Here is a 12,280-nt window from a genome sequence, read left to right as displayed (position 1 = left end):
GTAAGATGTGTATAAGAGGCAGCAACATAACGCAGCCACTGCCGCTCATCGTTTGCGGCCACCAGATTGAGTGCCGCATCGTAGCGATATTCCCGATCCAGTCCCGCCAGTGTCGGCTGAGGGATATCGGCCACTTCATGGGCTTCAAAAAACTCAGTGTTACGCCCGGCACGTTGAGCGGTCAGTTGCCCCATCAGGGAGTGTTCCTGCCGCAGAATAAAACCTTTATCCGACTGACGGTGCCATTCATGGCCGTCGTCATCCCGTTCAAGGCTGAGTGTATGTTCACCGCTGAAACTGACTCGCCGCAGTTCACCGACTTTATTGGCTTCGGTTTTTGCCCGCCAGCCCTGATTATCGGTGGTGAGCAGTGTTCTTTCGACGGTGGCGCTGTCCGGGTAATCACGCTGGATGTCGCCGTGTGCCTGCGTTTCTTTCACGATGCGGTCTTTATCATCGTATTCGAACGTCAGCGGTGTACTGTCAGGCGTTGTGACGGCCAGCAAACGCCCCAGAATATCGTAACCGTAGGTGGTGGTGCCTTCGGGGGTGTGCATGGCCGTCATGCGGCTGGCTGCATCATACTCAAAGCGGGTGATATTGCCTAACGCATCCCGTTTTTCAATGCAGTTACCGTTGCCATCATAGGCATAGTGCCACTGCGTACCGGCATAGTCGGTTTCGGTGATCACCCGCCCGTCTGCATCCAGTGTATAACGGTAGCTTTCGCCCTGCGGATTAATGACCGCCAGTAATTGCAGGCTGTCGGGATCATAACGGTACTGCCAGCGGTTTCCTTCGCCGTCGATGCGCCCCACCGGCAGGTCAAACGGCCCGTATTCGATATGCCATTGCACACCACGCGCATCTGTCCACTCGGTCAGATTACCGTGGCGGTCATGGCGAAATCGTTCCAGACTGTTGTTGGGGCGATCGCTTAACGCCACGCGATGATGGCGATCGTATTCCCACAGCCACAGTGCGCCGCCCCCCGAGGCCAGTCGCTGCAAGCGGTCATGGCTGTCGTAACCCAGCCGCAGGCTGCGGTTCTCTTCATCAAACAGTTTGCTCAGGCGCTTATGTTCGTCATATTCCCATGTCCGTTTATGCCCTTCATCGTCTTCAGCCGCGATAACCAGGCCGAATTCATTACGCGTCAGCGTGGTTTTGCTGCCATCGGGGGCAATAAAGCATGCCGCATTGCCATTATCATCGTATTGCTGCCACCAGACACGCCCGAGGGGATCGGTCATGCTGACAAGGCGGTCAGTCTCATCGTAGTGATATTGCCATGTTGCACCGGTGGCATCGGTAAATGCCGTCACCAGCCCGGTATCCGCCAGATAATCCAGTTGCAGAACCTGCCCTTCCGGCAGGATCTGCCGTTGCAGGTTGCCCCAGTCATCGTATTCATACCGCGTGACGTGACCGCACGGGGTTTCGACCCGGGTGACCTGCTGTTCGGCGTTATAATGCCAGGTGGTGGTATGACCCTGTGGCGTGGTGGAGCGAGTGGTACCGGCTTCATAGTCCAGCCGGACGGGATAATAGCCCCCGCTGCCGACACTTTCAATGCAGCGTCCCTGTGCATCATACACATAATCCACGGCTGTCTGGTCACCGTCTGACCAGCGGCTTATCAGTCCCTGTGCCTGATAGTCATAGAACAGGTGAAATTGCTGGGTACTGTCCGCTTCCGCCAGCCAGCCATTATCGTGATAGTCATAGCGCACCAGCACGTCACTGAGACCACTGTCGCGGCGGCGGATATCGGACAGCAGGCCATCCTCGCGGTACAACAATATCAGCTCCGGGCCGTCGCTGTGGGTGACCCGGTTTAGCTGGCCTTGTTCGGTGTAGTGAAACCCGATGGCATTGTCGTTGCGGTCACGCAGGGCGGCCAGTTGCCAACGCTGTGTGCCGGCAGTCACTGAGATGCCCGGTTGGGTAAAATATTTTCTGACCGGATTATTACGCTCGGTCAGAACGAAGCCCTGTTTTTGCCGGCTCAGTGTAAATTCCGGGTGCTCCGGGTTGATACTGTGGTCAACGCTCCGGGGCAGGGCGAAATGCAGGGAAGCGCCTTCCAGCGTCAGGATTTCTATCCGGTCGCCGGTGACGATAACGGACTCGGAGAAGTTGTCCAGCCAGTTTTCGCCGAGCAGGCCCCGCAATCCCGGTGACCAGCTGCGGGTAAAGGTCAGGGGTATCGTCTGCCCCAGTTCAAACTCGGTACGCTGGTCAAACAGGCTGCCAGTGGTCACGTCTATCGGGTCGCCCGTGAAGAATTTTTTGGTGGCCTGAGTGAAACGTTTAACCCCTTTATTGGCTTTAAACGCGGCTTTGGCACAAATCAGCCTGCCTTTCAGGGCATGGCCGGCTTTTTTGGCTCCCAGCTTTGCGCCAGTCAGCACCGCCTGCGGGCCGGTTTTGGTCAGCAGTTTCCCCGCGCCTTTGAGCAGCCCGCGTGTCGGCGGCACCAGAAATTCCACCGCCACCAGTAACGCCCGCTGCCAGCCGGAGAACTCTTCTTCAATCTCAAGGTAAGTCCCCTGACCGGAGCCGATAAAGACTTTACTCGCCCCCCCTTTGATGGCCGCACCACAGACCAGCTTGTCACCGACCCGCGCCGCTGGCTGGCCGTTGATAAATACGGATTCACTGCCCTGTGCTATCAGGGGCGGTGCCGGGTGTTTGCTGCACGCCGCTATATCGACGGTGGCCCGTGCCGCAGGTTTTCCTTCAATAATGACGTTACCGGAACCACTGCTCAACGCCCCGTCCGGTGAGCCGAAGCTGTCGATAAAGTTTGTGACGGCCGAGCTGGCTGCCGCAATGGCATCGCTGGCCAGATAGGTTAATCCGCTGCCGGCGGCCGCCACAATCAGCGTCGCCCCTAACCCGCCGGTGCCGGCAACCAGTAACCCCACGGCGCCGAAAATCGCGGCACCAATCAGGGCACCGGCCACCGCCCCCATCAGGGCACCAAAAAAACTCTTATGCTGGATGGGGTCACCCTGACGTGCTGCGGCCGGCCCTCTGGCACCGCTGGCTGGCGGCAGGGGAGGCCGGGCATGGGTGGCTCCGACCCGGGCAATCCGGGTAATAATTTCATCACCTAATCCCATATCGGCTTCTCCTTATGCCGCCTGAAAACTGCTCACCACCGCCAGTAAAACTTCCCGCTGTCCACTGTTCATGGGCTGCGGCGAGGTCAGGTTAAACGCCAGCAGCTGACTGCCCCGGATTTGCAGCACCACCGACTGGTGCATTTCCCCTTCCGGGCTTTGCCACTGGTAATCCAGCCGCCACGCCATGTCACCGCTGAGTTCGATTTGCAGCCGCTGATGCTCCTGATACCCCGGCAGGTGGGTCACAAACTGCGCCAGTGTCTGTTCATAATACGCCTGGCTGTCGGTGCCCACCGGCACCGGGGTGCGGTTAATCACCAGATTGACGCCGCTGTCATCCGGCAGCACAAACACGTGCATCGATTCATCACGCCAGCCGGCAGGCAGGGTCAGGGTGCCTTCGTTCATTTGGTAGGGTTGTGTGCTCATGATTTTCCTTTTCACTCTTTTTACCTGATTAATATTCAGCCCGCTGCCGAAAAATCCGGCAGGGCGGGTTTCAGTCTTATTGTTGGTCTGCCCGGTATCAGTTCAGCGTAATGACCTCTTTTCCGTTCACAATGACGGTGTTACCGGTAATATGGATATTGCCGTCTGCATCAATCGAGATACTCCCTTTGGTGTTGCCAAGGGTGATACCGCTCTCGGTGGACTGAATGGTAATTTGTCCTTTGGCACTGAGTACGCTGGTTTTTTCCACGGTGACCTGCCGTGTCCCGATGCTGCTCACTTCCATGCCGACGACTTCTTTATGCCGATCAGCCCGTACGCTGAGAGCCTGATTGTGTCCGACACTTTCGGTATGGTCGTGCATCACGCGGGTACTGCGGTCATTCAGTACGGTGGTATCCATGTTCCTCTGCGCATGTAATGACAGCTTTTCACTGCCCTTAGCATCCTCAAACAGCAGCTCGTTGTAGCCTTCGCCTTTGTGGGTTTTGGAGCGGAAGGCCATCTGGGTTTTGCTGCCCGGCAGCCCGCCCGGCGGAAGGTTGCTGGCGTGGTAGGTTCGGCCGGTGACGATCGGCTGATCCGGATCGCCGTGCAGGAAATCCACCACCACTTCCTGACCGATGCGCGGGATGGCGAGCATTCCCCAGCCCTGACCGGCCCACGGCTGGGTAACGCGTATCCAGCAGGAACTCTGGTCGTCGCTCTTGCCGTAACGATCCCACGGGAACTGGAGGCGAATACGTCCGTACTGGTCACAGAAGATTTCTTCGCCGGCCGGTCCCACCACTTTGGCAATCTGTGGGCCGTCGATAACCGGTTTTGGCCGGGGGGCTGGCCGCCAGTGCTGGTTATGGCGGATAAAGTGGAAGTGGCTGTGCAGGGTGGTGCCCGTGCCGCTGTTGGCCGTTTCCAGCGCCTGCGGCTGGCTGCCGGTATGACTGGCGCTCACCACCTGCCACGGCTGGTTCAGGTCTTCACGCGGGTGGTTGCTCAGGGTGAATAATTTCCCCGGCTGAATGGCAATGGCGTTACCGCTGCCTTGTCCGGTCATGGCATTGTTGCGCAGGGCTTCCAGCCGGTAACGGGTAAAATCTTTCCCGTGAGCCTCATCCTTAAAACGCCCCGGATAATCGTAGTGCTCGTAATACCGTTGTTGCAGGGTGTCTTCCTTCATCTGCTGGCTGAATTCGGCGGGCCAGGCCGGGTTTTTGAAGGTGTAATCTTTCAGTTGCACCTGAGCCGGTCGCACCTGGGCGCGACAGGTCAGGCTGCTGATGGCGGGTTCACCCACGGTGCTCGCCTCGCCCGGCTGGTAAGGGAACACTTTGTCTGGCGGTACCGAACCGGCATCATCGGCAAACACCAGCGTGTTACGCCCGTTACCACATTCAAAGAAGTAGAAAATCCCCTCTTCCGCTGTCAGCCGTTGCAGAAAATCAAAATCACTTTCCTGATATTGCACACAAAATTCCCGCTCCGGGTGGGCGTGGCGCAGGCTGAACACCACGTCACGGATACCGTGCTCTTTCAAAATCGTGGTGATAATGGCGGAGATATTGAGTTGCTGGAAAATGCGCGAATTCTGACGCAGGGTGGTGCGCCACAGATCCGGGCGAATACTCATCTGATAGGTGGTCTGGTGCAACCCGGTGTTACCCTGCTCAAAGCCGGCCACCATCCCCGTGATGCTGCGCTGTTCAATGCCTTCCTGCAAAATGGTCAGGGTTGCCGTGCGATCCAGTACCGCCGGAAAGTCGATCGCCGGATCCGCACTCGCCAGCCCCACGTCCAGCGTGAACGGCTGGGAAAAGTGTTCATTCAGGGTAAAATCGGTGACGACAAAGGTCTGCGGGGCCAGACTGCCCGCCGTCAGGGTAAATTGCAGGCCGCTCGGGACGCTGTCACCGCCCCCCAGCATCTGGGTGACTTTTTGCAACGCCTTCACGGCGGCAGACTGGCCGCTGGCGGCCCGCTCAGCCAGTCCCTGACCACCGGCGGCCATTTGCCCGACCCGGCCCGCTATCCCCGCCGTCTGCGAGGCTATGTGAGCAGCCTGCTGCCCCTGCTGGACAAACGACTGCCCCTGCTGGACAAGGGCCTGCCCCTGCTGAAGTTTCGCCCTGTGCTTTTTCAATGACATATTCTGTCTCCCTGATTAATGCCCACCGTCCGGTATAACCGCGAGGGGCTGGTTTAGGGCCGGAGGTTCGGCCGCAGTGTGGTGATGACTTTCCCGCTGTTCACTCGTCTGGCGCAGCCGGTCATAGCGCCCGAGCAGGGCGTTAAAGCGGTCATCAATGCTTTTCAGCAGTACCGGCGGTGCCGGCTCCCCTTTGGCCGCATAAACGCTCAACTGGCGCAATTGTTCTTCCAGTGGCACGTCACTGCCGTGGCTGCACTGGATGTCATAGACTGCGGTTTTCAGGTAGGACAGCGTGAAACTGCCACGGGTACGCTCCTGCAACAGGATTTTATCCGCCAGCTGCTGAAGCTGATCGCGGGTGGTGTTCCAGCCACCTGTCAGCGGCACGCTGTCAATCCGGGCGGTGACCTGCTGCTGCCATTGGCGGGTCGCCTGCTGCTGAACCGGCGACTGCGGCCACTGCTGTTCCGCAGTCGCGGTCAGGCGGCGGGCCGCCTCCCAGGTGACCCGGGGCGAGGTCTCAGCCAGCCGTTCCAGCTGGCGGGAATAATCCGCCAGTTCCGGTTGATACAACCACGCAAGCCTGGCTCCCCCGGGGTGGTCGGTGATGGCCCGGAGTTGCTGTTGCAGGGGCTTGTAGCACAACAGCCAGCCGCCCACGAACACCAATAAGCCCAACAGGGTGCCCAGACCAAAACCCTGCCACGCATTGAGACCCTGCGGCGGATGTTCGGGAAACCGAACCCGCACCCGCGGTTGACTATCGGGAGCTGGCTGAGGGTCATGGCGCAGGGGCGGCGGGGACGGAGGCGTTTCCGGCTCGGCTTCCGACTGGGACAGGTAGACCAGCGGTGGCATCTGCACCGGTTGTGACACCGGTTTCGCCGCCTGACGGGGTTTTTCCAGTTTTTTCGCTGCGTTCTGGAAGAACCACAACAGGTTTTCCACCCTCGGCAAGCGTTTCAGGTCGGATTGCTGCAACCGGTCGATAATCAGCTGGAGAGCACGTTCGGCGCGGTAAATCATCCGCAGGTCGCTGGCAGTAAAATCCCACTGGCGCAGCACGCTGCCGGTTCGGGAATGGAACCACTCCAACAGGTCGGTACGCACCTGCGGCTGGGCTGGCCACAACGTCTCCCATTCACTGACAATCACCCCCGCCAGTAGTTCACAACCCTCGGTGAACCCCGACAACCCATTGAGTTGCATCCGCGCCAGAGTGTAGTAAATCGCGGTCTGTAAATCGACCCCGTTGGTTTTGAACAGCGTCAGGGACAGGGATTCCACCAACGGCCAGTTCACTTCTGGCTGCGCCGGATGGCTGGTTTTATTGATTTCATCACGGATAACGGCAAATTCCGGCAAATTCAGCGGACTGCCGCCAGCCCGGATGATAAGGTTTTCAGGATGTTCGCTCATATTCTCGCTTTTCTCCTTAAAAAAACCCCTGCCCGAAGGCAGGGGGCGGGGTGGATCTCAAGACTGACGTGCTGCCTTCCCCCTTAATAAAGGGTGTCCGGCAGTTTGAACTGACTGAATAGCCCGCCTGCAAACGGGTTATCCGATTCATCCACATAGATGCGGTAGGTCATCTCGCCATTATCGACGCTAAAGCGCACATCAAAGAAGCCCGGCTGGACGTGAGTCAGCTTGCCACTGTTAATCAGCCGCAACTGTGCCCACGGGCCGCTAAAGCTGACAGAGCGCGGCGCCTGATTGCTTTTCGCCGGCATCAACGTCAGCTGGCTTTCCGTGCCGGCGCGCATCGAGTTTGGCCAGACCAGCCGCGCCACATTGCTGCGCCCGTGAGAATAATCCACCAGCTGACCATCCAGATTCAGCAAGGCTCGGCGTTTGTTCCCGGTCAGGCTGACCGGTTCCACGGCAAACTGAGTGCCGAGGCCGTTTTGCGGAGTAAAGAAGGTGGTGCGGATACGATTCGCCACGGCCAGCTGTTTCATGACGTCGGGACGGATCAGCATCTTGCCATCGGTGCCCGTGGTCAGGTTATTTTCCACAAACGGTTTCAGGCTTTGCTGATAGAAGGCGTCCAGCGTCCCGCCCGGCCGGAAGAAGCGGTCAAATTCGCTCAACGGCACTTCTTCGCGGGCATTCGGGTTGAACGGATAGCGCCCCGCCAGATAGGTTTTATACTGTTTGACCACCGTGTCGTTCCATTCCACTTCCAGCGAGCGAACCGCTTCCATCATCACCACGCGCCACGCCTGTTCAGCCAGTTCGCCGACCCAGCGGTTCAGCGGCTCCGGCAGGTTTTTCGCCATCTGCTGCACTTCAAAAATGGCGTCACTGTTGTTTTTGTCCAGACGCATCTGGACGGCCTGCAAGGCGGCCTTACCCGGAACCGGTGAATTCTGGATCGCCAGCAGGTAACGGTGCAGGGCCATCAGTTTTTGGTAGACGCTTTGCAACGTGCTGCCCTTGTCACCGCGTTCAACCAGCACCCCCGTTTCCGGGGCAAAGTCGCGGCTGATGCGGTTTAACAGGCGGTAGTCTTCTTTTAACGTCAGCGCCTGTTTTTCCTTGTCACTCAGCGAAGGACTTATCAGCGACGGATTGGTGTTGTCGCTCAGGATTTGCAGCGCCCGCTTGAGGGGCTGCTCACCACTGATCACCTGTTCGATAGCACTGATGGCTTGCGGCAGGTCATCAAAGTCACGCACTTCAAGGTTGTTCATCGCTGCCCGCCAGGTTGCGGTGTACTCGGCCACGTACAGTTCGGTGATTTCGCGCTGGATGCGCGACTGATCGGTGTCACTGTACTTATCGTTCACCGGTGACGACGCCTGTTCGGGGTATTTCTCCGGGCTGTTATTCTTGATGTTCAGCACCCAGCTGTCCATCGCCGTCAGCTCCACCAGCTCATTGCCCTGCTGGACGAAATAATCCATCAAGCCGTGGCGGGTCAGGAATTGCGGTACCACCAGCCGTTTTTCGTTGCTGGCCACAAACACGCTGTCAAAGCTCGGGCCAATCTGGTCACGCAGGTTGATCGGGGCGGGCAGGGCATCCTGAGCCTTGATACGCAGGTTCTGATACACCCGCTGGTTGACGGACAACGCTTTCAACTCCTGCTGCACCTGCCGGATCGGTTTGACAAACGGGGCGAAGCGATCCACCGCATCCTGTTCGCCCTTATCCCGTTTCTCCTTCCAGTCAGTCCGCTCCAGCGCGTAATTCAAGTGGGTCAGCAACGCCGCCTGCACATCACGCTGACCGTGGAATGCCTTGCTCCAGCGCTCACGCATATACTGGGCCACCAGCCCGCTGTTACGCTTGCTGGCATCTTCCATCATGCGCATCACGCGCAAGATCTCGAGTTTTTCTTCGCTGCCGACCGGGGCCTGATTTAAGTCATCCAGTAATCCCAGCATCAATGCCGGCATGAAACGCTGCTCCAGTAGTTTCAGGTAGGTGCCTTCCACATACGGCCCGACCCCGCCTCCCTGATATAACGCCATGTCGGTCAGGAAGGATTTATTGTCGTGATAGTTACCGTAAGCCAGAGTCGCATCCCGGATCGGGTTGAGCAGCGGCAACTGGAGGTTACCGTAGCGGTCATCCCCTTTCGGAGGCGGGACGGACAGGAAGTTTTTCGCCTGTGCCAGCACTTCTTCACCGGCCCGATAGTTTTTCTGGTAGAAGTAATGCCAGCCCCCCCACATCGCCAGAATGACCGACGCACTGATCACGGAGAAGGTATACAACTGGCGACGATTGCGGCTCAACCAGATCCGGTTTTCCGCCGCCAGATTCGGCTCGGCCAGCAGGACATTTTCGAACAACGAATGGGTGAAGTACGGCAGGGTATCGCCCACCGGCCAGGTCGGGTATGCCTGCGATCCCAGGTGATACTGGGCCGACGCAGACTGAGTGAACAGGTCATCCATCTGTCCCCGCTGATGGGCTGATGTCAGATAGACACCGCGCAAGGTGGGACGGTGGTGTTCGTCGTTATACAGAATATCGTCCAGCATCTGGGTGATATAGCTGTGCAGCCCCTGGATCTGGCGGGTAAAACTGAACAGGGCGCTGCGCTGGTTGGCGTCCACATTGTTCAGCATCATATCTGGCATCGCCGCATTCAGGTTGCCCATCCACTGTGTCCAGAACGCGTCCAGTTCACTGCGCCACGCTTTTTCATCGCGGTTATTCAGGCTGAATGTCACGCCCAAAATCTGGTCGCGCAGTTTGCGATCCAGGGACTGGTACATCGCCTCAAAGCCGTGTAACAGGTCAATTTTGGTCATCACCAGATAGAGCGGCAACTGGCTGTGGAAGGTCAGGCGAATGTCTTGCAGGCGCTGGTGGATCTCCCGTACATAGCGTTCACGCTGTTCACGGCTATCAGACATCAGACGCAGGGTATCCACGGTCAGGATAATGCCGTTGAGGGGCTGACGCTGACGATTTTCAGTCAACCAGTTCAGCAATGTTTCCCACAGACGGCTATTGATTTGCGGTTTGTCGCTGTTAAGCGGGACTGGCTGGTCTATTAACTGCCCTTTCGGATCGATAATGACCGCTTTTTCCCCTAACCAGCAACGCAGCATCAGGGGCACTTCGCCATCCTGACGCAAATATTCCGGTGCCGCGATTTCGGAGAGCTTATAACCTTCCTTGATCAGTGAGGATTTACCGCTTTTCTGGCTCCCGATGATGATGTACCACGGACGTTCATACAGGTAATTGTACGAGTCCAGATGGCGTTGCAACTGGGATTTCCAGTGGTCGAGATAGCGATCCTGATGTTCAATATCCACCCGTACCGGATCAACTACTTTCAGTTCAACGTCAAGGTTCAGTTTTTCCAGAGTCCGCAAGCGACGCCAGGCTTTCATGCCAACCCAGAACACGACCATCATGACAATGATAATTGTTGCCAGCCAGCGGGCGGCGAGGCTTTCCAGTGGATAATCGTTGCGCAGTTTCCAGTCCGGTCCCCACCACCAGACCGCAATTAACAGCAAGCAGGGAATAAGCGCCAGAACCAGTGCCATCAATGCCTTGAGACGTGGCAAGGATTTAAACTTTGCCAGTGTCGGCAAAGCTGATTTCAATGGAGCCAAAGATGACAAAGAGGGCCATTTCATGGGTTAACACTCCTGTTTGAAGCCGTATCCTTGAGAGGAGAAGGGAGTTTTTCAGCCAATAAAGCCAGCAGGCTGGGTTCCCATTGAATAAGTTGCATGTGTTGTCCCGTGTGTAACAAATTCCGGTAATGCTGTTGGGCCAGCGCTGTCATGCCAGCTTCTTCAAGCAATTGGGCATTGAGCCATTGACCATAGAATTGATCCCGTGGCTCCGTTAACTGTTGCTGATGTGCTTCCAGCATTTTCAGGGCTGCTTCCAGTCCCTGTTGCTGGAAACATTGCCAGATAACTTCCTGATCAGCAGAAACGGAACCCTTGCCCGTTGCCACAGGTTCAGGCGTGAGCCAGTCGAGGGTTTCAGGAGAAATAAACGGGCTACTGTCAGAAAAACTTAAGGTTTTCAGTACGGGCAACCGTGCTAAAAAGGCATTCAGTTCATCACGAATGGCCTGAGCGACATTGCCATATCCCAGTTGCAATGCGGCTTGTGCGGCAATGGCATGACCATCCAGCCAGTAAGGAGCCAGCGTCAGGCTTTGCTCGATTTGCTGGAGCAATTTGTTGTCCGCCGTCGGTAATCTCGCCACATAGTCGGCAGTACGATCGGCGGAAGTCGGTGCCAATGGGGTTTTGCCTGTTGCATTCGCCATCGGTGCCGTGGTGATGGTGTGCCATACCGCGTGACGGCGCAGGGAATAACCCACAGGCAATTCGGGATAGCGTTCACACAGCAGATCTGCGACGGTCATCAACGTCTGCTTCCACGCTTTTTCGCTCGAACTGTTGACATCGACGTCTGGCATCGGTGCAGCTTGAAAACCCTGTGGCGTTTGCACCACAGATTCGGCTGAAGATGATGTGGGCACCGCAGCAGGGGCAGGCTTTGTCTCCACAGGGACGGTTTCTGGCTGACGGTTATAACGAATGCGCAGTTGGTCAACGTCTTTAGCAAGATCCGCTTCATTAGCATGCCAGCATTGGGCGAGATGGGCTAACGCCCCTTGTGCATCCTCCCGTTCACTTTTGCTTGCCTGTTCAATAAAACTGCTCTGGGCGGAGTCGAAACGCTTGAGTACTTGCTGTGCCAGCCGACGTTTTAACTGTGGCTTGGTTGGCCAGGCTTTTTCCCAGTAGTTTTTGATATATTCGGTCAACAACTCCATTGCGAGGATCAGTTCAGCCGCGTTGCCAGCATGTTGCAGGGTACGCAGCAGATGAACCACCAACCGGAAGTCTTTGCTGTTTTCACGCAATAATTGCAGTGCCTGACGCTGGATCTCGTCAACATCCAGCGCCCCATGTGACAGCGAGCCAAATTTGATCATTTCGCCGTCAATGTATTCCCATGCGGGTTCGTTGTCTCCCAGCGCCTTGCCAATCTGTTCGTCGGACAGGGGGGCCAGCAGGGAGCCGAACCAATCGAATTGTGTTCTGATGTCCAT

General features: G+C 57.1%; 6 protein-coding genes. All 6 read right to left on the bottom strand.

The window, feature by feature from the left end:
- On the bottom strand, window positions 1–3,128 hold a 3,128-nt coding region (locus tag AAY47_RS13095), incomplete at its 3' end, for a PAAR domain-containing protein (RefSeq protein WP_047770586.1).
- Between the two features lie 12 nt (window positions 3,129–3,140).
- Window positions 3,141–3,560, bottom strand: coding sequence for a DUF1795 domain-containing protein (locus AAY47_RS13090; RefSeq protein ID WP_047770584.1), 420 nt, complete (start codon window positions 3,558–3,560; stop codon window positions 3,141–3,143).
- A gap of 97 nt (window positions 3,561–3,657) precedes the next feature.
- Window positions 3,658–5,586: a type VI secretion system tip protein VgrG gene (locus tag AAY47_RS13085; protein ID WP_369813285.1), complete on the bottom strand. Its 1,929-nt coding sequence runs from the start codon at window positions 5,584–5,586 to the stop codon at window positions 3,658–3,660.
- A gap of 153 nt (window positions 5,587–5,739) precedes the next feature.
- Entirely contained in the window at window positions 5,740–7,146 is a 1,407-nt protein-coding gene (locus tag AAY47_RS13080; RefSeq protein WP_047770580.1) for a VasL domain-containing protein, read from the bottom strand.
- Between the two features lie 83 nt (window positions 7,147–7,229).
- Window positions 7,230–10,838, bottom strand: coding sequence for a type VI secretion system membrane subunit TssM (gene tssM / locus AAY47_RS13075; protein ID WP_047770578.1), 3,609 nt, complete (start codon window positions 10,836–10,838; stop codon window positions 7,230–7,232).
- A complete protein-coding gene (tssA, locus tag AAY47_RS13070) occupies window positions 10,835–12,280 on the bottom strand; it encodes a type VI secretion system protein TssA (RefSeq protein ID WP_047770576.1) in 1,446 nt (481 codons plus the stop codon). The genes tssM and tssA overlap by 4 nt, the downstream gene beginning before the upstream one ends.

It is taken from the genome of Xenorhabdus griffiniae (assembly GCF_001028135.1).
Lineage (GTDB): Bacteria > Pseudomonadota > Gammaproteobacteria > Enterobacterales > Enterobacteriaceae > Xenorhabdus > Xenorhabdus bakwenae.
Note: the sequence above shows the minus strand (reverse complement) of the source record. Positions and strands in the feature narration are given on the sequence as shown.

Bases quoted from the DNA above. Each gene is read 5' to 3' on its own strand.
- AAY47_RS13090 (WP_047770584.1), bottom strand. From the start codon at position 3,560: ATGAGCACACAACCCTACCAAATGAACGAAGGCACCCTGACCCTGCCT.
- AAY47_RS13085 (WP_369813285.1), bottom strand. From the start codon at position 5,586: ATGGCCGCCGGTGGTCAGGGACTGGCTGAGCGGGCCGCCAGCGGCCAG.
- AAY47_RS13080 (WP_047770580.1), bottom strand. From the start codon at position 7,146: ATGAGCGAACATCCTGAAAACCTTATCATCCGGGCTGGCGGCAGTCCG.
- tssM (WP_047770578.1), bottom strand. From the start codon at position 10,838: ATGAAATGGCCCTCTTTGTCATCTTTGGCTCCATTGAAATCAGCTTTG.
- tssA (WP_047770576.1), bottom strand. From the start codon at position 12,280: ATGGACATCAGAACACAATTCGATTGGTTCGGCTCCCTGCTGGCCCCC.